Annotated in this window: 24 protein-coding genes; 23 read left to right on the plus strand and 1 reads right to left on the minus strand. The window is 32.6% G+C overall.

From position 1 onward, the window contains the following. Positions 1 to 9 precede the first annotated feature (9 nt). From ACO1DI_RS12695 to ACO1DI_RS12805, 23 genes are all read left to right on the plus strand, one after another. The gene (locus tag ACO1DI_RS12695; RefSeq protein ID WP_115653782.1) at positions 10 to 903 is read left to right on the plus strand and encodes a glycosyltransferase family 2 protein; all 894 of its coding nucleotides are present in this window, start codon (positions 10 to 12) and stop codon (positions 901 to 903) included. Between the two features lie 45 nt (positions 904 to 948). Further along, positions 949 to 2,028, plus strand: a complete 1,080-nt coding sequence (locus tag ACO1DI_RS12700; RefSeq protein ID WP_115653783.1) for an EpsG family protein — start codon at positions 949 to 951, stop codon at positions 2,026 to 2,028. Between the two features lie 19 nt (positions 2,029 to 2,047). Further along, entirely contained in the window at positions 2,048 to 3,130 is a 1,083-nt protein-coding gene (gene galE / locus ACO1DI_RS12705; RefSeq protein ID WP_108674675.1) for a UDP-glucose 4-epimerase GalE, read from the plus strand. 12 nt (positions 3,131 to 3,142) lie between these two features. Continuing rightward, entirely contained in the window at positions 3,143 to 3,292 is a 150-nt protein-coding gene (locus ACO1DI_RS12710) for a hypothetical protein (RefSeq protein ID WP_168760706.1), read from the plus strand. A gap of 46 nt (positions 3,293 to 3,338) precedes the next feature. After that, positions 3,339 to 3,938, plus strand: coding sequence for a sugar transferase (locus ACO1DI_RS12715; RefSeq protein ID WP_115655154.1), 600 nt, complete (start codon positions 3,339 to 3,341; stop codon positions 3,936 to 3,938). Between the two features lies 1 nt (position 3,939). Further along, entirely contained in the window at positions 3,940 to 4,563 is a 624-nt protein-coding gene (locus tag ACO1DI_RS12720) for an acetyltransferase (RefSeq protein WP_115653784.1), read from the plus strand. Between the two features lie 31 nt (positions 4,564 to 4,594). Continuing rightward, positions 4,595 to 5,767, plus strand: a complete 1,173-nt coding sequence (locus ACO1DI_RS12725) for a DegT/DnrJ/EryC1/StrS family aminotransferase (RefSeq protein ID WP_115653785.1) — start codon at positions 4,595 to 4,597, stop codon at positions 5,765 to 5,767. 20 nt (positions 5,768 to 5,787) lie between these two features. Next, the gene (locus ACO1DI_RS12730) at positions 5,788 to 6,141 is read left to right on the plus strand and encodes a helix-turn-helix domain-containing protein (protein WP_115653786.1); all 354 of its coding nucleotides are present in this window, start codon (positions 5,788 to 5,790) and stop codon (positions 6,139 to 6,141) included. A gap of 41 nt (positions 6,142 to 6,182) precedes the next feature. Next, positions 6,183 to 6,920 (plus strand): glycosyltransferase family 32 protein, encoded by a 738-nt coding sequence (locus ACO1DI_RS12735; protein WP_115653787.1) that lies wholly within the window; start codon positions 6,183 to 6,185, stop codon positions 6,918 to 6,920. 15 nt (positions 6,921 to 6,935) lie between these two features. Further along, entirely contained in the window at positions 6,936 to 7,889 is a 954-nt protein-coding gene (locus tag ACO1DI_RS12740) for a glycosyltransferase family 8 protein (RefSeq protein WP_115653788.1), read from the plus strand. A 27-nt stretch (positions 7,890 to 7,916) separates the two neighbouring features. Then, entirely contained in the window at positions 7,917 to 9,131 is a 1,215-nt protein-coding gene (locus ACO1DI_RS12745; protein WP_115653789.1) for a glycosyltransferase, read from the plus strand. A 66-nt stretch (positions 9,132 to 9,197) separates the two neighbouring features. Continuing rightward, a complete protein-coding gene (locus tag ACO1DI_RS12750; RefSeq protein ID WP_115653790.1) occupies positions 9,198 to 10,328 on the plus strand; it encodes a polysaccharide pyruvyl transferase family protein in 1,131 nt (376 codons plus the stop codon). Next, positions 10,325 to 11,518 (plus strand): glycosyltransferase, encoded by a 1,194-nt coding sequence (locus ACO1DI_RS12755; RefSeq protein ID WP_115653791.1) that lies wholly within the window; start codon positions 10,325 to 10,327, stop codon positions 11,516 to 11,518. Before ACO1DI_RS12750 ends, ACO1DI_RS12755 begins: the two co-directional genes overlap by 4 nt. Before the next feature lie 548 nt (positions 11,519 to 12,066). Further along, the gene (locus ACO1DI_RS12760) at positions 12,067 to 13,608 is read left to right on the plus strand and encodes an oligosaccharide flippase family protein (protein WP_115653792.1); all 1,542 of its coding nucleotides are present in this window, start codon (positions 12,067 to 12,069) and stop codon (positions 13,606 to 13,608) included. Positions 13,609 to 15,238: 1,630 nt separating this feature from the next. After that, a complete protein-coding gene (locus tag ACO1DI_RS12765; protein WP_115653793.1) occupies positions 15,239 to 16,171 on the plus strand; it encodes a fibronectin type III domain-containing protein in 933 nt (310 codons plus the stop codon). Between the two features lie 67 nt (positions 16,172 to 16,238). Then, a complete protein-coding gene (locus ACO1DI_RS12770) occupies positions 16,239 to 18,797 on the plus strand; it encodes a right-handed parallel beta-helix repeat-containing protein (RefSeq protein ID WP_115653794.1) in 2,559 nt (852 codons plus the stop codon). Between the two features lie 530 nt (positions 18,798 to 19,327). Further along, positions 19,328 to 21,268, plus strand: a complete 1,941-nt coding sequence (locus ACO1DI_RS12775; protein WP_209369133.1) for a lasso peptide isopeptide bond-forming cyclase — start codon at positions 19,328 to 19,330, stop codon at positions 21,266 to 21,268. Positions 21,269 to 21,282: 14 nt separating this feature from the next. Continuing rightward, the gene (locus tag ACO1DI_RS12780) at positions 21,283 to 21,414 is read left to right on the plus strand and encodes a paeninodin family lasso peptide (RefSeq protein ID WP_115653796.1); all 132 of its coding nucleotides are present in this window, start codon (positions 21,283 to 21,285) and stop codon (positions 21,412 to 21,414) included. A 447-nt stretch (positions 21,415 to 21,861) separates the two neighbouring features. After that, positions 21,862 to 22,800: an aldolase gene (locus ACO1DI_RS12785; protein ID WP_209369135.1), complete on the plus strand. Its 939-nt coding sequence runs from the start codon at positions 21,862 to 21,864 to the stop codon at positions 22,798 to 22,800. Further along, entirely contained in the window at positions 22,793 to 23,092 is a 300-nt protein-coding gene (locus tag ACO1DI_RS12790) for a lasso peptide biosynthesis PqqD family chaperone (protein WP_115653798.1), read from the plus strand. The genes ACO1DI_RS12785 and ACO1DI_RS12790 overlap by 8 nt, the downstream gene beginning before the upstream one ends. Before the next feature lie 28 nt (positions 23,093 to 23,120). Then, positions 23,121 to 23,570 carry a lasso peptide biosynthesis B2 protein gene (locus ACO1DI_RS12795; protein ID WP_098626847.1) on the plus strand — a complete coding sequence of 150 codons (450 nt, stop codon included), beginning with the start codon at positions 23,121 to 23,123 and terminating at the stop codon, positions 23,568 to 23,570. A 25-nt stretch (positions 23,571 to 23,595) separates the two neighbouring features. After that, complete coding sequence (locus ACO1DI_RS12800; RefSeq protein WP_115653800.1) at positions 23,596 to 24,795, plus strand: nucleotidyltransferase domain-containing protein; 1,200 nt, start codon at positions 23,596 to 23,598, stop codon at positions 24,793 to 24,795. After that, complete coding sequence (locus tag ACO1DI_RS12805) at positions 24,795 to 26,588, plus strand: ABC transporter ATP-binding protein (protein WP_209369137.1); 1,794 nt, start codon at positions 24,795 to 24,797, stop codon at positions 26,586 to 26,588. The genes ACO1DI_RS12800 and ACO1DI_RS12805 overlap by 1 nt, the downstream gene beginning before the upstream one ends. Before the next feature lie 36 nt (positions 26,589 to 26,624). Here ACO1DI_RS12805 and ACO1DI_RS12810 read toward each other — a convergent pair. Continuing rightward, on the minus strand, positions 26,625 to 26,835 hold a 211-nt coding region (locus ACO1DI_RS12810), incomplete at its 5' end, for a hypothetical protein (RefSeq protein ID WP_423145343.1).

Consider the following 26,835-nt stretch of genomic DNA (forward strand, 5'->3'; position numbering starts at 1 on the left):
GAAAGAAAAATGGTTCCTACTTTAACGGTGTTTACTCCGACTTACAACAGAGCTTATACTCTTCATTTATGTTATGAAAGTTTAATAAGACAAACATGTCGAGACTTTGTATGGTTAATCATTGACGATGGATCAAGTGATAATACGAAAGAATTGGTAGAAAGTTGGATGAAGGATAATAAAATATCAATTAGATATTACTATCAAGAAAATCAAGGAATGCACGGAGCTCACAACGCAGCATATGAGCTTATCGATACCGAATTAAATGTTTGCATAGACTCAGATGACTATATGCCGGACGATGCTATTGAAAAGATCACAAACTTTTGGAGTAAACATGGAGGTGAAAAATTTAGTGGAATTATTGGCTTAGATTCTTATAACGATGGTGCAATAGTAGGTACAAGTTTGCCAAAAGATATTAAGCATTCTACACTGTTCGATTTATATAACAAACACAGGGTGAAGGGTGATAAAAAACTAGTTTATCGAACTACATTAACAAAACCACATCCATACCCGTTATTTCAAAATGAAAGATATGTGGGGTTAGCCTATAAGTATCATATGATTGATAAGCAATGTGAACTGCTACTAATGAATGAAGTACTATGCTGTGTAGAATATCTACCAGATGGATCATCACTTAATATGCTAAATCAATATCGTAAAAATCCTCGTGGTTTTGCTTTTTATCGTAAAGAATTGATGAGCTTACCTTTTGGTAGTATGTTATTTAAATTTAAGCAAGCTGTTCATTATGTATCAAGTAGTTTTATAAGCAAAAATTGGCTGTTTTTAAAAGAGACACCTAGCAAAATGTTAACAATTTTAGCAATGCCTTTAGGGATAGCATTATATTTCTATATCACGGCAAAAACAAAGTCTATTAAAATTTAGTTGGTTTTAACAATTTCTGTTTTTGTCTTTGAGAGGGTACATGATATGACTTTCCTTTGGATTAACCTTTCTTTAGTATTTATATTTTCTTTTTTTGGAAGATACTTTGGGAATACTGTTATAACAAATCTTTCAACAGTGTCTATAAAGCCTAAAAAAACGCTTACTTTTATTGCATTAGTATCTCTAGTTTTGTTATCAGGCCTTAGAAACAACATAGGCGATACTTTCGCTTATATGCATTCTTATGAAACAAACGATTATACATGGGATTCTATTAAAAATGGGAAAGATATAGGTTTTGGAATTCTCCAAATATTGTTACAAAAAATATCAGAAGATCCACAGATATTGGTTTTTACTACTGCCTTAATAACTAACGTTCTTGTTGTATTCGTTTTATATAGATATTCGCGAATGTTTGAGTTGAGTCTGTATGTATATATAACTGGTGGATTGTTTTTAGTTACAATGAACGGGATTAGACAAACTTTAGCCGCAGCAATTATATTTACAGCAACAAAATTTTTGATAGAAGGAAGTTGGAAAAGGTATTTCTTAGTTGTTATTTTTGCATCTTTTTTTCATCAAAGTGCCCTTATATTAATTCCAATTTACTTTATTGTTAGAAGTAAAGCCTGGTCCAAGGCTACGGTTGTTCTCATAGCTTTAGCCATTATAATTGTTTTAGGGTTTAATCAATTTTCAACACTTTTGTTTTCGGCTATTCAAGATACGCAGTACAGTGATTATCAAAATGTTAACGAAGGTGGAGCTAATATTCTGAGAGTAGCAGTGAACGCTGGGCCTTTACTCATTGCTTTTTTAGGACGAGATAAATTAAGAAGAATATTTCCTAACAGCGATCCTATTATCAATATGGCTTTAATTGGCTGCGTGTTTATGTTAATTTCTACTCAAAATTGGATTTTCGCAAGGTTTTGGATTTATTTTAATTTATATCAATTAATTGTGATTTCATGGATTGTAAAGCTATTTCGAGAAAAAGATGAAAAACTTATCTACTATGCCATCTTGGTTCTTTACTTTATCTATTACTATTACGAAAATGTAATTAGCTTAGGAATATTTTATAAAAGTGATTATTTGAATTTAATTCCCTAAAAATTGGAGGAATGAATGAATGGCGGTTCTTGTTACAGGAGGAGCAGGTTATATTGGAAGTCATACGTGCGTAGAGCTGTTAAATGCAGGTCATGAAGTCGTGGTTGTAGATAACTTTTTCAACAGCAAACTTGAATCATTAAAACGTGTATCTGACATAACGGGAAAAACATTTAAAACGTATAACGTGGATTTACTCAATCAAAAAGGGCTTGAAAGAGTATTTTCTGAAAATAAGATTGAGTCAGTTATTCACTTTGCAGGGCTTAAAGCTGTAGGTGAATCTGTATCTTTTCCTCTTTGGTACTATCATAATAACCTTACGGGTACGTTTGTACTGTGTGAACTGATGAAAAAATACGGAGTGAAAAAACTAGTATTTAGTTCTTCAGCAACCGTTTATGGATCAACGGATCAAGTTCCTATATCCGAAGACGTTCCATTAGGAGCTGTAAATCCATACGGAAAAACGAAGCAGATAATAGAAGAGATATTAGGAGATTTATATATTTCCGATGAGGCATGGAGTATTACTCTTTTACGATATTTTAATCCCATTGGGGCTCATGAAAGCGGGTTGATTGGAGAAGATCCAAATGGTATTCCAAACAACTTAATGCCATATATTTCGCAAGTAGCAGTTGGTAAATTACAGAGCCTTAATATATTTGGGAGTGATTATTCAACAAAAGATGGAACAGGAGTTAGAGACTACATTCATGTTGTTGACCTAGCCAAAGGGCACTTAAAAGCTTTAGAGAAAGTACAGTCATCAAAAGGTGTGAATGTTTACAACCTTGGGACAGGAAAAGGCTATAGTGTATTAGAAATGGTTAAAGCATTTGAAGCGGCTTCTGGGAAAAAAGTTTCTTATACCTTTACGGATCGACGATCAGGAGATGCAGCCATTTGTTTTGCAGATGTTTCAAAAGCAAAAAATGAGCTTGGCTGGGTTGCCGCTAAAGGAATTAATGAAATGTGCCAAGATACCTGGAGGTGGCAGAAAAATAATCCAGATGGATATGTTGAAGATCATGACAACTTAATCGAACATAATTTTCCGGTGCTTGCTTCTGCAGCGGGTTTTTTAGTGTCTAATTAAGGAGAAATCTCGATGAATATATCTAATATCCTTACTGAAAAAAAGCTGCAGGAAATTCTAATCCGTTTTTATGAAAAAGGCAATCAATCTCATGATATTAAACCAACCGATATTGTAAATGAGATTAAACAAACGATTTTAACTGTTAATTCTTCTGATTAGCTAAATAAGCAAAGTAAGAAATAAAAAGAAATAGAGGGTATGCATGATGAAACGAATAATGGATTTAGTCATTTCATTGACTCTATTAATATTATTGTCTCCTGTTATTTTGTCCACTGCCATATTGGTTAGAGTAAAGATGGGTGCGCCTGTTTTGTTTAAACAGCAGCGTCCTGGGAAAGATAGTAACCCATTTTACCTTTATAAATTTCGTACAATGGCTAATTTAAAAGACAAGCAAGGAAACCTGCTATCTGATCAAGCCCGTTTAACAACAGCCGGACAGTTTCTGAGAAAGTATAGCTTAGACGAACTTCCACAGCTTATTAATGTAGTAAAAGGAGATATGAGTTTAGTCGGACCAAGACCATTATTGATGGAGTATTTGCCTCTTTATACAGAAGAACAAATGCTTAGACATAATGTAAAACCAGGAATTACCGGGTGGGCTCAAGTAAACGGCAGAAATGCAATTACATGGGAAGAAAAATTCCACATGGATACTTGGTATGTAAGGAACCAAACCATATTTCTTGATTTTAAAGTCTTAATTCTAACGGTTCTTAAAGTTGCGAAAAAAGAAGGTGTTACTCAGCAAGGGCATGTAACGATAGAAAAATTCAAAGGAACGAAAGACGTGATATAACTTGAAAGTTATCGTAATAGGTAATGGCGGACATAGTAAGGTCATTCAAGAAATGATCTCTTCTTTACGAAATTACGAAATTATCGTTATTTTAGATGATAAATATAAAGAAAAAAAAGAAAGAAATGGAATTACGTATGCGCCTTTTTCGTCTCTAAATAAGCTACTTGATACAGATGTAAAAGTTGTGATTGCAATCGGCAGCAATACAGTAAGAAAAAAGCTAGTGGAAACATTAAATTTACGAACAGACCAGTATTTATCGGTTATCCATCCAACGGCAGTTGTAAGTTCAACAGCTATGATTGGAAATGGAACTGTTGTAATGCCGAATGCGGTGATTAATGCAGATGCGGAAATTGGAGAGCATTCCATTATTAACACCGGAGCCATTGTTGAACATGAAAATAAACTTGCAAATTATGTCCACATCTCGCCTAACGCTACCTTAACAGGAAATGTTTCGCTAGGTGAAGGTGTACATATAGGAGCATCCGCTACTGTTATTCCAGGAATAGAAATTGGTGAGTGGTCGGTGATTGGAGCCGGTTCAACTGTCATCCATCATATTTCTTCTAGTTGCAAAGCCGTAGGATCTCCAGCCAAAGTTATTTATAGCGATTAAACAAAATAAGTAGAAAAGGTGATGACTTTTAATGACTAACTCCAAAATATATCTTTCTCCTCCTCATATGAGCGGAGATGAGAAAAGATATATAGATGAAGCATTCGAAACTAATTGGATTGCGCCGCTAGGGCCAAATGTAGATGCTTTTGAGAAAGAACTTGCTTCTTATGTAGGGGTCAGTGAAGCGGTTGCAGTAAGTTCAGGAACTGCAGCGATTCATTTGGCTCTTTCTTTATTGGAAGTGACAAAAGGAGATATCGTATTTTGTTCGACTCTTACTTTTGTAGCAAGTGCAAATCCCATTATTTATCAAGGAGCGGAGCCTGTATTCATTGATTCAGAGCCAGAGACATGGAATATGTCACCAGAGGCATTAAAAAAAGCGTTACAGGATGCTTTTATACAAGGAAAGCTTCCCAAAGCAGTGATTGTCGTAAATTTATATGGTCAAAGCGCAAAAATGGATCAAATTCTTTCACTGTGTAATCAATATAACGTTCCTGTCATTGAAGACGCGGCTGAATCACTAGGGTCTACTTATAAAGGAAAAGCAAGCGGTAGTTTTGGTAAGTTCGGCGTATACTCTTTTAACGGAAATAAAATTATTACGACATCTGGCGGAGGAATGCTTGTTTCTAATGATATAGACGAGTTACAAAAAGCGCGCTTTTTAGCAACGCAAGCACGTGACTCTGCTCCTCACTATCAGCATAGTCAGCTTGGGTATAATTATCGGATGAGTAATATTCTCGCAGGAGTCGGAAGGGCACAGTTACAAGTGTTAGAGAAAAGAGTAGAAACACGAAGAAAAATTTTCGAGCGTTATTATCAAGAATTATCTGGTTTATCAGGTATTGCATTCATGCCCGAGCTATCAAATACGAAAACAAATCGTTGGCTTACTGTTTTAACTGTTAATGAAAAAGAAGCAGGAACATCTGCAGCAGAGCTGGTACAAGCGTTCACGGAACAAAATATTGAAGCGCGCCCGGTATGGAAGCCCCTCCATACGCAGCCTCTTTTTAAAGGAGCACGTTACTATCACCATGATGCAAATAAAGACGTAGCCCAACAGCTATTTAAAACCGGAATCTGTCTTCCATCAGGTTCAAGTATGACGGAAGATGAACAAAACAAAGTCATTGAATGCCTAAAAAAAGGATTAAAAGTCTTAAATAAAGAAAGAATCGTCCAATATTAGAAAATATGAGGTAAGGATGAATGATTGGAGACAAAATCCATAAAATCCGCAAAAAAAAGGGACTTACATTATCTGAACTGGCTGAAAGAGCTAATATGTCCAAGTCGTATTTAAGTAATATCGAGCGTAATTTAAATGATAATCCTTCTATCCAAGTAGTTGAAAGAATTGCGGCCGTGTTAAATGTAGATTTACATACACTTATCGAAATTAAGCATGAACCCTCACATTTTTTAGAAAGTGAATGGATTCATTTCGTAAACGAATTAAAAAAACTGGGGATTAGAAAAGAACAGCTTCCAGAGTATAAAGCTATTATTGAATTTATAAAATGGCAGAATGAGCAGAATAAGAATGTAGAAAATAAAAGATAGAGTATACCAGCACTTATTATTTTTTGAAAAGAGGTATAAAAATGAGTAAAGATATTAAAATACCAAAGATTATTCATTATTGCTGGTTCGGAGGAAAAGAGAAGCCAGACATAGTAAAAAGATGTATAGATACCTGGAAAAATCATTTATCAGACTATGAAATAATAGAATGGAATGAAAAAAATTTTGATATAAATTGTAATTCTTATGTAAAAGAGGCGTATGATTCTAAAAAATTTGCTTTTGTTAGTGACTACGCAAGGATACATGCTTTATATAATTTTGGAGGCATTTACTTAGATACTGATGTTGAAGTTTTCAAACCTTTCAATAATCTATTACATCATGATTCATTTTGGGGGTTTGAACAAGAGAATTTTATAGCTACTAGCACAATTGGAGCAACTAAAAAAAATAAAATAATAAAGGTATTTTTAGATTCATACCAAGAAAAAAGCTTTCTCAAAAAGGATGGAAAAATTGATCAATTAACGAATGTAGCAATTGTAACTAAAATTTTAGAAAATATCGGACTCAAAAAGAATGGAGAATATCAAGAGATTCAAGATATGGGAACTTTTTATCCTCAAACATATTTTTCTCCGTATGATTATATAAACTGCAGAAAACAAATTACGAAAGACACATATGCTATGCACCATTTTTATAAAAGTTGGCTGCCACCTAAGGTCAGATTTAAAAGCAACCTTAAAATTTTAACTGCTAAAATAATAGGTGGAGATAATATTTTGAAATTAAGGGAATTATTACTTAAATAACTTGGGGGAATTAATATGAATTTAGATGTTGTGTATTCGAGTGATGATAATTATGCACAGCATGTTGGGGTTTCTATGCTATCACTGTTTGAGAATAATAAAAGTTTCGGTAGTATAAATATTTATCTTATAGAAAATAGAATTTCAATGGCTAACAAAAATAATCTTGTATCAATTTGTGAAAAATATAATAGAAAACTAAAATTTATAGATTTTTATGAATATTCAAATAATTTAAATCTTAATATGGAACACCATATTTCCACTAATGCTTATGCTAGATTATTCTTGCCTAGAATTCTTGAAAAAAGCATTGATAAAATAATTTATTTGGATTGCGATTCTATCATAAATAGTAGTCTAAGTAACTTGTGGAGACTAGATATAAGTAATTATTATGTAGCTGGTGTCTGTGATACTGTAAATGACAATACAAAATTAAAAATCAATCTTGATTTAAATAAGTCTTACATAAATTCAGGTATGCTTTTAATCAATATGAAAAAATGGAGAGAAGAGTATGTGGAAGAAAAGTTTTTGAATTTTATAGAATCATATAATGGAAATGTTTTTCATCACGATCAAGGAGTTATAAATGGTGTTTTAAATAAAAAGATTTTACTTCTTCATCCAAAGTATAATGCTATGACTCCTTTTTACACTATGGGTAGGAAACAGATGATGCAATACTATGGATTGAAGAAGTATTATATTGAGGACGAATTGGAAGAAGCTAGAATGTCACCTGTTTTTATTCATTATACTCCTGCATTTGTAAGCAGGCCATGGATTAAAGGATGTAAGCATCCTTTAGCATCACTGTACAAAAAATATTTAGACATGACACCGTGGCAAGGCAGCACATTGAGCAATGATAATAGAAAAAAAGGTGAAAAGTTAATATCTTTCCTATTTAATAATTTTCCATTCAAGATAGCAAACGGTATACGTAATTTAATATTCAAGTAATTATCGATTTAAAGCAGGAGATGTTTTATGAAGAAAAAAATTTTAATAAGCATGTATTCGTTGAATATCGGTGGAGCTGAAAGAAGTTTAATTGGTCTGTTAGAAAGTTTTAATTATAACAAATATGATATTGATTTATTTTTATACAGACATGAAGGTGAATTTTTATCTTATGTTCCTAAAGAAGTAAATTTATTACCAACAATTAAAGAATACACGACATTTGAAAGGCCTATTAAGGAAATTCTAAAAGAAGGACATTTATACTTAGGTTGTATGAGAGTTCTAGCTAAGATAAAAACAAATATTAGAAACGATGGAATTAAGAAAGAACAAAGAACCTATAAACAAATGCAATACACTTGGCATTACTCAATGCCGAAATTACCTAAAATTGATAAAGGTTATGATATAGCTATAAGTTTCTTAGGTCCTCATAATTTTATATTGGATAAAATACAAGCGAAACTAAAATTTGGATGGAATCATACTGACTACTTTACTATTGTGAATCCTGACAAAAAGCTAGATGAAAAAATGTGGAATAAATTAGATTATATAGTACATGTTTCCGAAGAGTGTGAGGCATCATTTTTAAAGGTATTTCCAAATCTTAAAAATAAATCGATTGTATTAGAAAATATAATATCATCTTCCTTTGTAAAAGAACAGTCTAAAGAAAACATTGCAGATGAGATGCCTGATGATGGATCTTTGAAAATTTGTTCGGTAGGCAGATTTTCTGACGCAAAGGGTTTTGATTTAGCAGTACTGGCATGTAGAAAGTTAGTTCAATTAGGCTATGATATAAAATGGTATATTGTAGGGTATGGCGGGCAAGAAAAATACCTTAAACAGTTGATAAAAGAAAACAAAATGGAAGATAGATTTATATTATTAGGGAAAAAAATTAATCCCTATCCATTTATGAAACAGTGTGATATTTACTGCCAACCTTCAAGATATGAGGGAAAAGCCGTTACTGTGAGAGAAGCACAAATCCTAGGTAAGCCAGTAGTAATAACAAATTATCCAACATCAAAAAGCCAAGTACAAGATAAAGTAGATGGAGTGATAACCTCAATGGGTATAGATGGGATAGTTGAGGGACTTAAGAGTCTTATACAGAATAAAGAACTTAGAGAAAGGCTTATTACTAATACACTCAAAAAGGATTATAGCAATAGTAATGAAATAGAAAAACTATATAATTTATGTAAACCAAGATACTTTATCAAATAATACAAATGAATAATGTAGCTATTAATTAATAAGTTACTATAATTAGATAGTTAAGGAAGTGAAATTATGAAAATTTGTACAATAACATGTCATGACGTGTATAATCATGGGGCTTCTTTGCAAGCATATGGGTTGATGAAGCATCTAATGAAATGTGGTTATGAGGTTGAAATAATAGATTACAAACCAGATTATTTAAGTAATCATTATAATTTATTAGATATTAACAACCCAAAATGGGAAAAAAGTGTTGTGACAAAGTTAATATATTTAACGCTGAAAATTCCTGGAAGAGTACGTGGATTAAATAGAAAAAAATCTTTTGATAGGTTTACTTCCCGATATCTAAAATTGACTGAATTAAGATTTACATCTAATGAAGAGTTAAAGAAAAATCTCCCCTGTGCGGATGCATACTTGTGCGGAAGTGATCAAATTTGGAATACTTTGCATAGGAACGGAAAAGATCCTGCATTCTATTTAGACTTTGTCCCCTATGAAAAAATAAAGGCGTCCTATGGAGCAAGCTTTGCAACTGATACAATTTCAGATAAATACAAGCCTATTGTAAAAGAGAGAGTGGAAAGGTTAGATGGAGTGGGTGTAAGAGAACAGAGTGGAGTAGAAATTTTAAGGGAATTGAATATTAATACGGCGGTCAACGTGGTTGATCCAGTTTTTCTACTAGATCAAGAAGAATGGAATTATATTGGTACAAGAGAGTTTAAGGAAAAGTATATCCTTATTTATGACTTTGATAATAGCGATTTGATAAAAAAAATGGCTAAGCAAATTGGTAAAGAAAAAGGGTATAAAATTTATACAATAAACCAAAGTAAACTTAAATATGCAGATAAATACTATATTTTTGATGGTCCAGAAACTTTTGTTTCCCTTGTTAGAAATGCGCAATATGTGATATCTAATTCTTTCCACGCAGCAGTTTTTTCTATAATTTATGAAAAAGACTTTGTTATTATTAATAGAAAAGAAGCTATAAATACAAGAATGAGAGATCTATTAGATGATTTAAAACTTGATCATAGGTTAGTAAATGAAGACTATAAATTAAATCAATTATTAGAAAAGGTTAATTATGAAGAGAGTAAAAGAATTTTAAATAAGAAAATTGAACTTTCTAAGCATTATTTAGAAGGTGTATTGTCTAAAAAAGAAAGAGTGAGAAATACACTATGAAAAAGATATTATTTGTCATAGATTCTTTAAATAGCGGGGGGGCTGAAAAAAGTTTAGTTTCGTTATTAAATTTGCTAGATTATCAAAAATATAGTGTGGATCTATTAATGTTCTCTCCTGCTGGACTATATTTACCATTGCTATCTGAGAACGTTAACATAATAGAAGTTCCTGAGTTTATTAAGATACAGAATAATAATATAAAGTATTTAATAAAGAATAAAAATTTCAAAGAGTTATATATAAGGCTTAGGACATCTGTTTCTCTTAGAAATCCATATAATAAAAAAAATATGCACACTGCCCAATCAAGCTGGAGATGGATGTCTAAAGGTATAAATAAATTACATGGAAAGTACGATATAGCTATAGCTTATAGCCAAGGCACCCCAACTTACTTTGTTGCAGAGAAGGTGGAAGCTACTAAAAAGTTATGTTGGGTAAATACTGATTACAAATTAGCATTATACAATAAAAATTTCGATATAAAGTACTATAAGCAGTATACAAATGTAATAGCTGTATCTGATCATAATAGAGAAGTCTTTATAAATGAGATTCCTATTGCTAAAGAGAAAACTCGTGTTATTTATGATATAGTGTCACCAAAATTAATTAGATCCATGGCATTAAACTCGTTAAATAATGGTGGATTTAAAGATAAACATGATGGATTAAGGATACTCACAATTGGAAGGTTAGTAGATGCAAAAGGGTACGACATGGCAATAGAGGCCTGTTATATGTTGAAAAAACAGGGATATAATTTTAAATGGTATGTTATTGGCGAGGGGGTTTTAAAAAATAAACTAGAAAATATGATTAAGGAATTTCAGCTCGAAAATACATTTGTGCTCTTGGGTACATTTCAAAACCCGTACGTATTTTTAAAGCAGTGTGATATATATGTACAACCATCAAGGTTTGAAGGCTACGGGTTAGCTCTCGCAGAGGCTAGAATATTTCAAAAACCTATAGTGGCAACAAATTTCACAGTAGTTCATAATCAACTTAGGAATAGAGAAAATGGTCTAATCGTTAATATGAATTCACAAGCAATATGTAAAGGTATCAAAGAAATTGTAGACAACAATAATTTAAAAGAATCTTTATGTAGTAATTTGAGTGATGAAAATGTAGGAACTGAACAGGAAATTAATAAATTGTATTCGATTATAGAAAGTTTATAATTCTCAGTTTTTCAGGTATTTCTGTTTAAATTTGAGATGTCTCGTTCTTTGAACTGTTTCATACTGTAATTGTGTGTGTTGAAAATTAAGAATTTAAAAGATGAAAAGTGTAAAAAGCGAAAATCTATTTATATATGTTTTTTACATCTTCATCTCTTTCTTTTCAAATTTTAGAAAAATTATTCTTTCTAAAGTTTTTACTAGGAATATGGATGATTATCTTATTTTAGTTATTTTTGTAGCGATATGTTTGTTGTAGATAGCTCTTGAGTAAGGGGGACTCGTTGTTTTTCACTATAAGAAAAAATTCAATTGGAATATATGTAACAAATGTATTGTGAAAAACTTAGTTAACACATTTCTAATTTTGTAATACAGAATTTTATCTGAAATAGTAATCTGTTAATTATTTTTAAAACCAATATAAGAATTATTAATGCAATTTCTAGTTCATTTATGAATTTAAAATCGGGGATAAAGAGTGTGTGTAGTTTGAACACCTAAACTTTAAGTTCTAGGTTAAATATATATGAAGGGTAGTCATTAGGATGGTAAATCAACTTAAAGCAGGAGCGGTATTATCATATCTATCGTTGTTTATTAGTAGTTTTATATCAATAGTGTACACTCCTATAATGTTAAAGCTTATTGGCCAATCAGACTATGGAATATATAGTTTAGCTACTTCAGCAACAAGCTACATAGGAGCGCTAATGTTTTTATTAGGTAGTGCTGTAATAAGGTATACCTCAAAGTATAAATCCCTTGCGGATGATGAGAGGTGTTCTAATCTATATGGAATGTTTAGTGTTATGTATGGTGTATTAGGAATTTTAGCATTAGTTTTAGGTGTTATTTTGATATTAAATGTAAAATATGTGTTTTCAAACTCTCTAAGTATAGAGGAGATTCATAAATTAAGAATTGTAATAGGAATAATGGTAGTAAGCATATCGCTTGGAATAGGGCTTGGTTTCTTCAGTTCTATAGGACTAGCTCACGAAAAATTTATTTTTCAAAAGGTATTAGGTATAGTTAGTTCTATTATTAATCCTCTCATAATGATTCCTGTTTTCATAATGGGGTATGGAGTTATATCTATGGTGATAGTAACTACCCTACTTAACTTTATAACAGTTTTAATTAATATATATTATTGCTTTAGGGTTTTAAAAATAAAGATTACATTTAAAAAATTTGATTTAAACCTATTAAAAGAAATCACAGTATTTTCATTTTTTATATTTTTGAATCTAATTGTAGAGAGAATATATTGGTCAACAGATCAAATTATACTAGGTATTTATAGCGGAGCAATATCAATTTCCATCTATACAATAGGAGCGTCTTTTTCTGGATATTTTTCAGGTCTTTCTGCAGCTATCTCAAATGTGTTTCTAAGTAAAGTTACTGGAATGGTTACCAAAGAGGTTTCAGATAAAGAAATATCAGATTTATTTATCAGAGTGGGGAGAATCCAGTATATTGTAATATCGTTTGCTTTAAGTGGTTTTTTAGTTTTGGGACAGGAATTTATTAATTTATGGGTGGGAGAAGCATATAATAGTTCTTTTCTTATAGCTATTACGTTAACAATTCCTATGACAGTACCTTTAATACAAGGTATAGGAGGAGTTATACTTCAAGCGAAAAATATACAAAAATTTAGAACGATTGTCTATTTTGCTATAGCTATAGCTAATATACTTTTAAGTTTACTATTTGTTCAATGGTGGGGGGCTATAGGTTGTGCTCTAGCCACAGCTTTGGCATTTACAATAGGAAATATAATTATTATGAACATTTATTACTGGAAGAAAATAAATATAGATATACCTAAATTTTGGCTTAATATTATTTTTATGAGTGCTCCATTTGTTATTAGTCTAGTCACTGGATTAACAATAAATAAATTACTAGTGTCTGAAAGCTGGTTTATTTTTGTGTTTAAAACTATTGCATTTTCTATGTTTTACTCCTTGTTAATGTGGTTTATGGGAATGAATCGGTATGAAAAAGAACTGCTTATACCAATTTTTAAAAATGTTATGCAAAAGATTCGAACGAGAAAATTGTATAAAATAAGCTGAAAGATTAACAGACAATTATAACCAGAGAAAAAAAGGAAAGCTGATTCTTAACTCACTTTAAGATGGTTAACATAAAAGACCGTTTTAAAAAACAAACATTTATTCTAATAGAATATTGCACAAACATTTCTAAAATGATGGATAATATCTCCTTTTTGTAGAAAATAAATAAACTTTTTGCTTATATGAATAGAAAAATTAAGTTCCCAGCAATTTAACACACTTATGAGTAAGGGTAAGAAGAAGATAAAAACTGATTTGGTGATATGATTGATAATATTGTAAGAAAAGTGTAATTTTAATACGGACAGTTAAGCTATTCAAAGAACTTAATTTGTATTACCTAATAACCTTTGTAAAGAAAATAAAATTTTATAAGTAGAGTGTGAAGACGCCAATTTTGATATAAGACCTATTAAAACCATTATAAATACTTGATGTGATTAATATATAAAGACCTTTAAGTGTAGAGAGGTAGCGATTACTATGACATAAAAGAAAATTTGATAGAGAATGAGCTGTCTTTTCTATCAATGATTGATATTTTTCAAGAGAGCTGTCAAAGATATGGGAAACACAAGATTAAGTGTGAAATTAAAAAGAAGTTTGGCTACCTCTAGAATATTAGCTAAGTTAATCATGAAGAAAAACAGTACTTAATCTTGTCTAGTTATATGATTACTGTGTTTAAGATACATACATTCATTGTGTTGATAGTTACCAATTAAAAAACTCATTCAATTTAATGGGTAATACAGAACTGGGATTAAATGTGGTTATAACTTTTTAATAGCCTTTTGATATAAACACTTACTAGAGATAAAATAAAATATTTATCTTAAACAGATTTTAGCTCAGGTTTCTTTTTTTGAAAAGACTTAAATCTAAATAAATAGGAAATGCAGGTAATAAAATGACATCAAATGCCTCAAAAAACTTTATACGACTTTTATCATTATCAACTTGTGTTCTTTTGTTTTGAATCATTATTCTTGTAAACTCATTTACTAGCAACTTGACTAAAAGCTAAAGAGAAAGATATTTTATTTAGTTTTTAAATATTCCTGTAAAGAATTTGTTTATTTTTTACTTTATAGGAGTCATTTCTTTTTTACATAAAAAATAGTCTCTCCCCAAATTCTCCCTTATTACAATATTTTCTACGGTATTCTTAAAAGGTGTTGTTAAATTTATCTATATCTTTCGTGGATTTTACTATTAAATTTATAATTGTTTAAACCTAGGATATATTAGATTATCTTATATATTCCTATAAAAGGTATCTTTTCCCACTTAAAAACTATTTGTTTTCAAGTGATGTGAGGAAGTAGAGTTTCCTATCTATTACAAAAGTTAAGTGTTTGATTAAACAGATCATACTCAAAATTTTTTATTCCTCATAGGTTATAAAAATTTTTCTCTATAAATAAAAGCAATTTTATAATTTGGAAATGCGCTTAATAGAAGTATTTCATTTAAGCCTTTTAAGTTTCTTAAAGAATTTGTTTGTATCATAAGAATCTATAATTTATGAAGGGATAAATGTACTCTTTATAATAGTTAATACACCTAATCAATTGTTATATTTTTGCATATAATAAAAGAACATTAGAAAAAGGTGGAAAGCTAAATGAGTAATCTTAGGGACCTTGATGATATAGATTTAAAAACAACTCCTCCGTCTAACAATGATGTACTTACCTATGATAGTACTAAAACAAAGTGGATATCAAAGAGTTTTCCTGTTTCATTTGAAGACTGGACAGTTGAGGAGGGCGAGACAGTAACGATAATTGATGAGAAGCCTCCGGCAGATGTTAGTAATCTGATAGTTTCCAATATTGATAAAACAAGTATAACGTTAAGTTGGACAGAAAGCTCATCATTAGAAGATATAAAAGATTATACAATTTATAATGGGACAACATTATTAGGAATAGTAACAGGAACGACATTTGATATAACGGGACTAATTCTTTCTACAAAGTATACATTTACTGTGAAATCAAGAGATAGTTCAAACAACGAATCAAGTGGCATAAGTATTGATACAAAAACTTTGGGGAATTATGCTATTTCTATGAATGGTATAAGTGATTATATTAAATTACAACCATTAATATTTGATTGTATTGAATTGACGTGTAGTGTAGAGCCATTACCGAAAGTATGGAGCTATTACTTAGATGCAAGAAATGGTACACCTTTAGGTTATATAGCACGAAATTCAGCTGGGACGGATTCCTATGGCTCCAGTTGGAGTGCTATATATATAAATGGTGTGTTAAAAACTTCCAGTAAACCATCTATCATGTCAAATACAAAAACTACAATCAAGGGAGTTTTATCATCTTCTGTGAAAGATGACATAAACATTTTCTCTAATAGTTCTGGAAATGAAAAGATGAAAGGTATTATTTATGAAGTAAAGTTATACAATGATTCAATGTTAGTAGCTCATTATGATCTTACTCAACAGTTTACAGGTACAATTATTCCAGACATCAGTGGAAATAGAAAAGTAGCTACATTATATGGTGGAACTTGGATCACGCAAGGATAATAGTTTATTTAAATAATCTAGCTTTTGTATATAAAACTAATATATAAAGTATGGAGTTGTTTATTAAGTGAAAGGGAAAATAAAGAAGTTAAAAAATGGAAATGAGTATGCTTACCCAATAACTGTATCGGAAGCAGTTTATATAAATGAAAGCACAAGTCTTGCAACCTTTTTAGATAATTTAGGAGGTGTCTGGTCTTATGTACTAGATTTGAAGCGTTGGGGGGTAAGAAATGATATAGAAGACTTAGCTGATAAGAATGTATCACTAAGGAATTCTAAGGGAATTAATTCTGCATTAACTTGGGCGTCGGAAAAAGGGTATAAAGAAATTATTCTACCAAGAGGAACTTATCTAATCGACGAAGAAATACCTATCGAACCTAAAAGTTTTATGACATTAAACTTAGGAGGTTCAACTCTAAGAATAAGAGACAATGGCCTGCAAGGGTATAAGATAATTAGTTATAACAATCGGCAAAGATTTTCAAGGGTTACAAATGGCATACTTGAAGGTGATAGAATTACCCACAATTATTCAACTGAGGGATCACATGAACATGGTCTAGGTATCAGTATAGTTGGTGATACACGTTTTATTTCAATTGACAATTTGGAGATTTTTAACTTCACCGGAGATGCCATAGCAGGTAGTGCAAGAGCAAGTCAAGTAGTTGGGTTCTATTTTAACTCTACTTCTTTTGAACAAGGTGGAATAGATGCTAACACTGGGACTCTTGTTAATGATTCCACCAGAGTTAGATATGCAGGAAAGATAAGTATGACCTCCTATTCTGAACTCGTAGAGAATGGATATTTCAGTATACAAGGTGATGGTTATGGAGGGCTTGGAACAGAGATAACGGTTGGAGTATATAATGTTTTTTTCTATAAAAATGATGATACTTTTTTGTCCTGTGAAAAAGGGGTCCAATTCTTTGATGAGATAGACATACCTGAAGGTGCAAGCTATGCAAAAATCGTTCTTAACCAATCACTTATACCTACCACTCGTTATTCTATGACATTACATTCTGCTAAAATACCTAAAAATACCTACATTGAAAGATGTAACTTACACCATAACAGAAGACAAGGAATTAGTATAGGTGGAAAGTGGGTTTTTATAAGAGACAATGAAATTCACCATATAGGTGGAATTGGAAAAGTCAATGGGACACCACCTATGGGTGGAATTGATATAGAAGATGGTTATGCAGCGAATCAGTATATCTTTATTGATAATAATCACTTTCACCATAACGCCAATTATAATATAGTTATGAAATCAGCTAGGAACATACGTATAACTAGAAACAGATTGGTAAGCTCTAAAGGATCTAATGGACTAGCTGTAACTGCTGGTTGCGATATGATAACAGTTTCTCAAAATACTATCCAAGGATGTAGTATGTCTCTATATGGTGAAATTATGATGTCTGATAATTATCTTTATGGTTGTCAAATATTTGTAACTACAGAAGATACCAGAGATAAAGAAGTAATTATCGATAGTTGTCATTTTCGGAATTGCAGTATAAATATAAATAAAATAGCAAAGTATAAGGTTAGAATAAATAACTGTATATTTATAAATGATTTAGATAAGAAGGCAGTTGAATTACTTAGCACTATATCATTCGATTCTCAACCTCAAATACTATCCAATTGTACATTTAGAGGTGACGATGTCAATCATTTATTTAATCTGATAGCTACTGTTAATGATGGTTGGATATTTGATAATGTAATATTTACGGGAATGAACAAGGGTATTAGTTTACCTCCTGGTTCATATACGGGTTGTACATTTAATAAGTGTGGGACAATAGATGTAGGTATTAGTGGTGCTACTTATTCTAATTTAGAATATCAGTTTAATCAATGTAAAGTTATAATTGATGATGCGACAATATTTAACATTAATAACTGTAAATCAATAGTGATAAGTGATTGTGATATAAAAGGTACTAAAGGATATGCTTTTAGGTTTTATGACTTTAAAGAATTTATTTTCAAAAACAATAGAGTCGAATATACTTCTACAGTTGACACATCGGAGTTTTTTAGGGTGGAAAGTTCATTTAAAGGTAATAAAATACTAATTGATGGAAATGATATAGTAAGCACAGTCCCAAAGAAATTTGTAGAGATTCCTTCTTACAAAAATATGGAGAATGTAGAGACAACTATAAAAAATAACTATTTTATTAATATAAATTATAGTTACAAGGAATTCAATAAAAATGTAGATAAGTATAACAATACTATTGACATGGTTCAGGATCCTTACTATAAGATGTCATCAAAACCTTCTTCTGGTTTCTATAATTTAGGACAAGAGGTTAAAAACTTGAATCCTATTCCTGGTGGGTTTGTAGGCTGGATATGTACAACGCCCGGTTATGTTAGTAATAAGGCTTGGGTGTCCTCTACAAATTATTTAAAAGATACTATAATTCAATCAGGCGGCCACGTTTATCAAGCACAAAACAGCGGTACTTCAGGTATCACTGCACCTGCATTTCCTAAAACTTTCGGTGGGATAGTTATTGATAACAATATAACTTGGAAACAACTTAGTCTATTGGCAGTGTTTAAAGAATTTGGGTATATACAAAACTGATTTAAAGAGCTAGTTCCCAAACTGGACCTAGCTCTTACTTCTGTAGAAACGAGGATAGCAAGTAACTAATATGACCTCTTAATTGCATCTTAGTCCTATTCTTATTTTTATTAAGCGATGTTACATAATATTATCATAAAAAAAGAAGGGTTACTACACCACAAATCTCTTGAGGTTAAAATAAGTGGTGAGATTTTTGTAGCCAGTACATTATCTTTAACGTAACACTATAGAATAAATTTAAAAAATAGATAAAATCAAATTAAGTATTGTATTCTCAATGAAAGTATAGTATTGTTCTTTATAAAGAACAATCTAATAGGTTATTTGGTCCATTTCATCTAATATTACCGGCTTGGAATTAAAACGTATAAAAAATTAAAATTTATCAGGTTGAATTTTTCTATGTCAGTTTATGAAAACTTTTTGTTCTTTATTAAGAATGAATTGAGTGATTTTAAAGAATAATAGATTTATAATTTAGTGTTAAATAATACAAACGTAAATCTTTTGAATCGGAGAGAAAAACAATGAGCGCAATCGCTGGCATCTATCATTCTAATAATGAACCTGTACCGATAGAGCATGTAAGAGGAATTATGGGGTCCTTACAAAAATACCCTGCTAATGATATTAAGGTATGGCACAAGGAAAATATTTTTTTGGGATGTCATGCGCAGTGGATCACACCAGAATCAGTTGGAGAGCAGCTGCCTTATTACGACTATGAAAGACAGCTAGCCATTACGGTAGATGCTATTATTGATAATCGGGATGAACTATTTGACCAGCTGCAAGTTGAACGATCGCGAAGAAAAATGCTGCCAGATAGCCAATTGATTTTACTTGCTTATCAAAAATGGGGAGAAGAAACACCTAAGTATTTAATAGGTGATTTTGCTTTTATGATTTGGGATGAGAAAAAACGTAAGCTATTTGGAGCAAGAGATTTCTCTGGGGCTCGAACTCTCTATTACTATCATACGCAGCAGCAACTTGCCTTTTGTACGACAATAGAGCCACTACTTACCTTACCTTATATTGAAAAACAGCTGAATGAACAGTGGCTAGCTGAATATTTGGCCATAGCTGGAATGATTGATGCGGCAGATGCTTCTATAACGCCCTATAAGAAGATACAACAAGTACCTCCATCTCACTGTATCTCGATAACTAAAGATAAAATAAACCTTACAAGGTATTGTCATTTGATTTCAGAAAAGAAACTAAACCTAAAGTCAAACGAAGAGTATGTAGAAGCATTTCAAGAGGTGTTTCAAAAGGCAGTAACTTCAAGGTTGCGTACACACTTGAATGTCGGAGCACAGTTAAGTGGAGGTTTGGATTCAGGGGCAGTGGTTAGCTTTGCTGCAAAAGATACCCAAGAGAATAACAAAAAATTACATACATTTAGTTATATTCCGCCAAAGGATTTTGTAGATTTTACGCCTAAACAATTGCTGCCTGATGAAAGACCTTTTATCCAATCAACTGTACAATATGTAGGAGGTATCCAAGATCACTATTTAGACTTTGCTGATAGAAATTCTTACTTAGAAATTGATAGTTTACTGGAAACAATAGAGATGCCGTATAAATTTTTCGAAAATTCTTTTTGGTTGAAGGGAATGTTTGAGAAAGCTCATCATGAAGGAGTAGGAATATTATTAAGTGGTGATAGAGGTAATTTTTCAATATCTTGGGGGTTTGCTCTAGATTATTACGCAATTCTTTTAAAGAAGTTAAGATGGTTTCAGCTGTTCTACGAATTAAATCAATATAGTCAAAATACAGGCGGGGCTAGGTTACGTATGCTCCCAGTTGTTGCTAGAGTGGGTTTTCCTATAATTGATAAAATTTTTCCAGAAGGTATATCATATCAGCTTCCTAAACTTCTTAATCAGGAATTTGCAGAGAGCACAGGTGTTTTTACTAAACTTAAAGGGTACGGCATAGACCAAACAGGCTGGTTTCCTGGTGCAAATATATTTGAAGAAAGAAAAAGGCATTTTGAAGATGGTTTCCATTGGAATGCGGGTAATACACTTGCCGCCAAACTGTCTTTACGCTATGCCGTATGGAAGCGCGATCCAACCAATGATTTGCGTGTAGTGCGTTTTTGTTTATCGGTTCCTGAAGAACAATACGTTCAAAATGGAGTAGATCGCTCTCTTATTCGAAGAGCAACAGAGAACTTTCTTCCTGATGAAGTTAGGTTAAACCAACGTATTCGGGGAGTTCAAGGAGCTGATTGGGTTCATCGAATGATTCCCCATTGGGATGCATTTGTGGATGAAGTGGAGCAGCTTAGTGCAGATGAGAGAGTTTTAAGGTTTTTAGACGGTCAAGTAATTAAGAAGGCTCTGTTAAAAGTCAAACAAGGAGCGCGGCCGGAACATGCCACTGATCCCGATTATAAGGTTTTAATGCGCAGTTTAATTATATATAGATATATTAAAAAATTTACTTGAAAGGAGGTGATAACATGAAAAAAGAATGGCAAACACCCGTATTAGAAGTACTTGATGTGAAAATGACAATGCTTGGAAAAGATGGAGATTATACTGATGCTGCTTTTCCTCAAAACACACCTAAAGGTAAATTAACTTTTAGCTAAATGATCGGACAGAGCTATTCATCCAAATCTGCGTGGATTTCGTACATATGAAATTTTGCAGTGCAGGTTTGTAAGATTCAAAAGTTAAAAGCCCTTATATTTTAAAACACATATAGGGGCTTTTAACTATTTAAAAAAGTCACTTATTCTTTTTTAAAGTAAATTATTTCACAAATAAAACAGTTCTTTGTTCTATTGACAAGACAATTGGAAAATGTTATATATTAAGTAGTTGTTCTTAATTAAGAACTATTTATCTATTATAGAGTTTTTCTTAATAATATTAATATACGTTGGTACAGAATTATTTTTTTGATTTAATTGTTCTATATATAGAACTTATTTGATTATATCGGTTTTAAAACAGGTGACTGCCTCCTCACTGAATTTAGCTCTTATAGCTAAGCGGATATAAGGAGAAGTACATGAGGAATGGGGACGTGTTAAATGATAGACACTATAAAAAGGACTGCTTACAGGGCATTTGGATTAACTGTTTCAAGTGAGCTTTCTCTGCCAGAACTGCTGCAACCGAGCGTAGATGACGGTGAAGCAGATGTTGTGATTAAAGAGGCCAATCTTTTCGAATTATGGTCTGAAAGATCTGTTCCAGGTGATGATTTTGTTATTCAAGAAAATTTAGTTATGTTCCATATTCCCGAAACAGCTTTCTTTTTGGTCGAAAACGGAAATAAAATTCTTTTCTCCCCAATGGAAGGCGCTCAGGAAGATGAACTGCGCCTTTATATTCTTGGTACTTGTATGGGGACAGTGCTATTACAAAGAAATATTCTCCCGTTGCATGGCAGTGCAATTGCTATAGATAACAAAGTGTATGCAATAGTAGGAAAATCTGGTGCTGGGAAATCAACTCTTGCTTCAGCTTTTTTAAAAAGAGGCTATCAACTTTTGAGTGACGATGTTATACCGGTAGTTGTTACTGACGAGAACGTGCCTGTTGTCATACCTGCTTACCCGCAGCAAAAATTATGGATAGAAAGTTTAAATGAATTTGAGATGGAATCAAGTAATTACCGGCCTATTATTGACAGAGAAACGAAGTTTGCTATTCCCGTTCAATCTCAATTTGCAAATCAACCGCTGCCTCTTGCAGGTGTATTTGAACTAGTCAAAACAGATGGGGACGAAATAGAACTACACTGTATTCAAAAACTGGAACGGTTCTATACTCTGTATACTCATACTTACCGCAATTTTTTTGTGCAAAAGGCAGGCTTGATGGAATGGCATTTTAGTACTCTGGCAAAAATTATTAACAAAATTGAGCTTTATCAGCTTCGTCGACCTACGTCTCGTTTTACGGCTCATGATTTACCAGATTTAATTTTAGCTACATTAAACAAAGGAGAGGCATTAGATGATTAAAAGTATTTCAATAAGTCAATTCGTTAGCCAAGGGGAAGGAAACATTGTAAGTGATATGGATGGAGAAAAAGTGATGTTAAGTATTCACAACGGTAAGTACTATAATCTCGGGGAGCTCGGAGGTGAAATATGGGAGAAGATAAAAGAGCCCGTTTCCATTCAAAACTTAGTAGACGAACTAGTTGATCAGTACGATGTAGAACTAGATACGTGCAAGGAACAAGTCATTTCGTTTTTAACCTTGCTAATTAATGAAGGTCTAGTAAAAGTTGAAGGCGAAAAGGTATCATAGTTTTTATTGTTTTGAAAGGAATAATCATATGGCACTTATAAAAAAACTAAAAGCTTTCTTATTATTTGATTGGAAGACAAAAAGTTTGTTATTGGAGTCTTACCTTTATTTAGGGTGGTCTCGTTATTTAAAGAGTGTTCCTTTTTCAAAAGTGGCGCCTACTTTAGGTAATCATATGGAAGAGACATCTTTTACTCTTAGTTCATCAAATAAAGAGGTATTAGCCAGTGTAGCGCAAGCTATTCATATTATGAGTCGCTATACATTTTGGGAAAGTCAGTGTCTTGTAAAAGCCATTGCTGCAATGAAAATGCTAGAGAAACGCCAGATTGAAAGTACTCTTTATTTAGGTACTGCTAGAGAAGAAAACGGAGAGTTAGTAGCGCATGCGTGGCTTCGCAGCGGTCCTTTTTATATTACGGGAGCAGAAGTAATGGAAAGGTTCACCGTAGTGAGTAAGTTTGCTAAAAAGCTCTGATACTAAACGATTGAAGGAGAACTCAATGGATAATCAATTCTGTCTGAATGTATCGGGCATCCCTAATGAATTAAATTTAATCATTGAATTGCTAAAAAGTAGTGAGACCGGTGGTACGCTAGCTAACAAATTGGAAGTATGCAGAGGAATTGATTGGGATCTTTTTGTTAATCAAGCGGAACACCATCGTATTTATCCAATACTCTACTCAAAGTTAAAAACAATGGATGAACATGTTATTCCTACCTACGTTATTCAAAGTTTACGTCAAGCCTATAAAAGAAACACATTTCACATGCTTCATTTAAGTGCTGAAATGGAGAGGATAGCTAAATTATTTACAGAAGCGCACATACAGCTTCTGTGCTTAAAAGGTCCGGTACTCGCTCATGAATTATATGGTGATATCTCTCTTCGCACATCTGGTGATTTAGATGTCTTAATTCCTATTGAAAAACTCGAACAAGCAGATGAAATTCTCACAAGCATAGGATACGAAAAAGATGATTATATTCAGACGGTCTTAAACGACTGGAAATGGAGGCATCATCATGTTACGTATATTCATCCTGGAAAGCTGATTAAAATTGAAATTCATTGGAGATTAAATCCAGGTCCAGGAAAGGAACCTAGCTTTAATGAATTATGGGAACGGAAAAGTAGAAGTGAACTGATTGGTTATCCCGTCTATTTACTCGGAAAAGAAGATTTATTTATGTTTCTCATCTCTCATGGAGCTCGTCATGGATGGTCGCGGCTTCGCTGGCTGTTTGATATTCATCAAATGATGAATCAAGAGGTGGACTGGCAAAAGGTTTATGATTTACTGAATTGTTATCATTATCGTTCTATAGGAGGACAGAGTATCCTTCTAGCATCGCAGTTATTTCATACAAAAATAGCCGAAGAAATGAACTCTTTGGTTGCAAGTAAACGTCCAAGAGAGTTAGCTCAAGAAGCAATGTTTTATCTCGAAAACATGATAAATTTACATAACGAACCTGTTTCTGAAAATGTAGCTAAATATCACAGTCGTCATTTATTCGCATTAATGTCTACTCCACAAAAATTGGCCTTTATTGTGAGCTTTTTATACCCTTATCCTGAAGATGCAGAGACATTGCCATTGCCAGAAAAATTTCATTTCTTATATTTTCCTTTACGGCCTTTTTTATGGGCTTGGAGGAAGACTAGAAAAGATGAGTTACGCAAGGGGAGAACATAATGAAACAGCTTGTATACTTCTTGAAGCAGATACATTCGTTTGCTGGCAAAAGGCTCTATGTTAACCTCTTAGCAACGGTGTTTATGAGTTTACTTGAAGGTGTTGGGATTTTACTATTAATCCCAATGGTTAGTTTAAGTGGTATCGTGAACTTGGAGACAGGACGATCATCAATTGTAAGGGCATTTTCATTTTTACAGGATATTCCTCATGCTATAAGCTTGCTTCTGATTTTGGGTAGTTATGTGTTCATAGTTACTGGTCAAAATATATTGCAAAGACAGGTAACTGTTCAAAATACTATCATTCAGCTTAGTTTTTTAAGACATATGCGTTTAGAAACTTACAGAGGTCTACTTCATGCAGATTGGAATTTTTTTATCAAAAAAAGAAAATCTGATTTAATCAATTTATTAACAGCTGAGGTTACTCGTGCTGGTGCGGGCACGAGTTCGTTTTTACAGTTTATAGCTTCTCTTATATTTACGTGTATACAAATTGGGCTGGCACTTTGGCTTTCACCTAAAATAACTATTTTTGTATTGCTTTGCGGTTTAGTGATTATCTTTTTAAACCGTAAATTTCTCAAACGATCGCTGGCATTAGGCAATAGAAACTTTGAGCTAGGAAAAAGCTATCTCGCAGGGATAACCGATCAGATTAACGGAATCAAAGATATTAAAAGTAATACTTTAGAAGAATCGAGAATGAGCTGGTATCGCTCGATTACAGAAGAAATGAAAAATGAGCAAGTTGAATATACTAGGCTAAAAACAATGTCACAGTCTTATTATAAAATCTCATCTGCTGTATTAGTTGCGGCTTTTATATATGCTGCGGTGAAGTTGTTTCATGCTGAGGCAAGTCAGTTGATGCTCATCGTTCTAATTTTTTCAAGGTTATGGCCAAAGGTTGCTGGTATTCAAGCCTCTATGGAACAGATTGCGACAACTCTACCAGCATTTAAAGCTGTGAAAGCCTTGCAAGATGAATGCAAAAATGCAAGAGAATTTGAAAAAGAAGCTAATCAAAGTATCGAACCAATTCAATTTAAAAAAGACATTCAGTGCAGAAACGCTTATTTTCGCTATAACCAAGATGCATCTTACGCTTTGCACCGTATTAATTTAATCATTCCTTCTAACCAAATGACTGCTTTTGTAGGTCGGTCTGGTGCTGGGAAAAGCACGCTGATAGACTTGTTGATGGGGCTTAATCAGCCTGAAAAAGGTCAGGTTTTAATTGATGGAATTCCGTTATCAAAAGATAATTTATTATCGTTAAGGCGAGCTATTAGCTATGTTCCACAAGATCCTTTTTTGTTTAATGCGAGTATAAGAGAAAATTTATTGTTGGTAGAACCTAACGCAAGCGAACAGCGAATGTGGGAAGCGCTTGAGTTTTCATCGGCTGCAGAATTTGTAAGAAGGCTTCCACAAGGCCTTGATTCATTAATCGGAGACCGAGGAATTAAGCTTTCAGGAGGAGAAAGGCAGCGGCTTGTGCTAGCCCGCGCTATTTTACGCAATCCATCTATTTTAGTCTTAGACGAAGCAACGAGCGCGCTTGACACGGAAAATGAAGCAAAAATTCAAGAAGCATTGGAACGATTAAAAGGAAAAATGACGATTATTGTTATTGCTCATCGTCTATCTACAATTCGCAATGCTGATCAGGTTATCGTGCTGGAGCAAGGTAAAATTATTCAACAAGGTGGTTTTACTCAACTTGCCGAAGAAAAGAGTAATACATTTAGTCAATTACTAGGAAAACAAATGGAAGCTGCTCATTAGAACTTTACTAAACAGCAATGGGTTAAATTTTTTGAATCAATCGTTCTTTAATAAAGAATTAATTGAAAGGAGGTGATCATATGCAAGAGAAGACTTATAGCGCTCCAGAAGTGTTAAATCATCAGCTTGAAGCGGCGCACGAAAACGCGAAAGCGTTTCACGATAAATGCGAAAACGCAGTCCCTCAGCTTCGTAAGTAGGGTTAAACACCCAGTTTCGGATAACCGAACCAAGTAAAATAAAAAAA

It is taken from the genome of Priestia sp. 40, from assembly GCF_049368575.1.
GTDB lineage: Bacteria > Bacillota > Bacilli > Bacillales > Bacillaceae_H > Priestia > Priestia zanthoxyli.

Excerpts from the sequence above, each read along its gene's own strand:
- ACO1DI_RS12755 (WP_115653791.1), top strand. The coding sequence starts at position 10,325 with ATGAAAAAGATATTATTTGTCATAGATTCTTTAAATAGCGGGGGGGCT.
- ACO1DI_RS12735 (WP_115653787.1), top strand. The coding sequence starts at position 6,183 with ATGAGTAAAGATATTAAAATACCAAAGATTATTCATTATTGCTGGTTC.
- ACO1DI_RS12695 (WP_115653782.1), top strand. The coding sequence starts at position 10 with ATGGTTCCTACTTTAACGGTGTTTACTCCGACTTACAACAGAGCTTAT.
- ACO1DI_RS12715 (WP_115655154.1), top strand. The coding sequence starts at position 3,339 with ATGAAACGAATAATGGATTTAGTCATTTCATTGACTCTATTAATATTA.
- ACO1DI_RS12740 (WP_115653788.1), top strand. The coding sequence starts at position 6,936 with ATGAATTTAGATGTTGTGTATTCGAGTGATGATAATTATGCACAGCAT.
- ACO1DI_RS12700 (WP_115653783.1), top strand. The coding sequence starts at position 949 with ATGACTTTCCTTTGGATTAACCTTTCTTTAGTATTTATATTTTCTTTT.
- ACO1DI_RS12710 (WP_168760706.1), top strand. The coding sequence starts at position 3,143 with ATGAATATATCTAATATCCTTACTGAAAAAAAGCTGCAGGAAATTCTA.
- ACO1DI_RS12795 (WP_098626847.1), top strand. The coding sequence starts at position 23,121 with ATGGCACTTATAAAAAAACTAAAAGCTTTCTTATTATTTGATTGGAAG.
- galE (WP_108674675.1), top strand. The coding sequence starts at position 2,048 with ATGGCGGTTCTTGTTACAGGAGGAGCAGGTTATATTGGAAGTCATACG.
- ACO1DI_RS12800 (WP_115653800.1), top strand. The coding sequence starts at position 23,596 with ATGGATAATCAATTCTGTCTGAATGTATCGGGCATCCCTAATGAATTA.
- ACO1DI_RS12785 (WP_209369135.1), top strand. The coding sequence starts at position 21,862 with ATGATAGACACTATAAAAAGGACTGCTTACAGGGCATTTGGATTAACT.
- ACO1DI_RS12750 (WP_115653790.1), top strand. The coding sequence starts at position 9,198 with ATGAAAATTTGTACAATAACATGTCATGACGTGTATAATCATGGGGCT.
- ACO1DI_RS12745 (WP_115653789.1), top strand. The coding sequence starts at position 7,917 with ATGAAGAAAAAAATTTTAATAAGCATGTATTCGTTGAATATCGGTGGA.
- ACO1DI_RS12790 (WP_115653798.1), top strand. The coding sequence starts at position 22,793 with ATGATTAAAAGTATTTCAATAAGTCAATTCGTTAGCCAAGGGGAAGGA.
- ACO1DI_RS12805 (WP_209369137.1), top strand. The coding sequence starts at position 24,795 with ATGAAACAGCTTGTATACTTCTTGAAGCAGATACATTCGTTTGCTGGC.
- ACO1DI_RS12760 (WP_115653792.1), top strand. The coding sequence starts at position 12,067 with ATGGTAAATCAACTTAAAGCAGGAGCGGTATTATCATATCTATCGTTG.
- ACO1DI_RS12765 (WP_115653793.1), top strand. The coding sequence starts at position 15,239 with ATGAGTAATCTTAGGGACCTTGATGATATAGATTTAAAAACAACTCCT.
- ACO1DI_RS12775 (WP_209369133.1), top strand. The coding sequence starts at position 19,328 with ATGAGCGCAATCGCTGGCATCTATCATTCTAATAATGAACCTGTACCG.
- ACO1DI_RS12780 (WP_115653796.1), top strand. The coding sequence starts at position 21,283 with ATGAAAAAAGAATGGCAAACACCCGTATTAGAAGTACTTGATGTGAAA.
- ACO1DI_RS12730 (WP_115653786.1), top strand. The coding sequence starts at position 5,788 with ATGATTGGAGACAAAATCCATAAAATCCGCAAAAAAAAGGGACTTACA.
- ACO1DI_RS12725 (WP_115653785.1), top strand. The coding sequence starts at position 4,595 with ATGACTAACTCCAAAATATATCTTTCTCCTCCTCATATGAGCGGAGAT.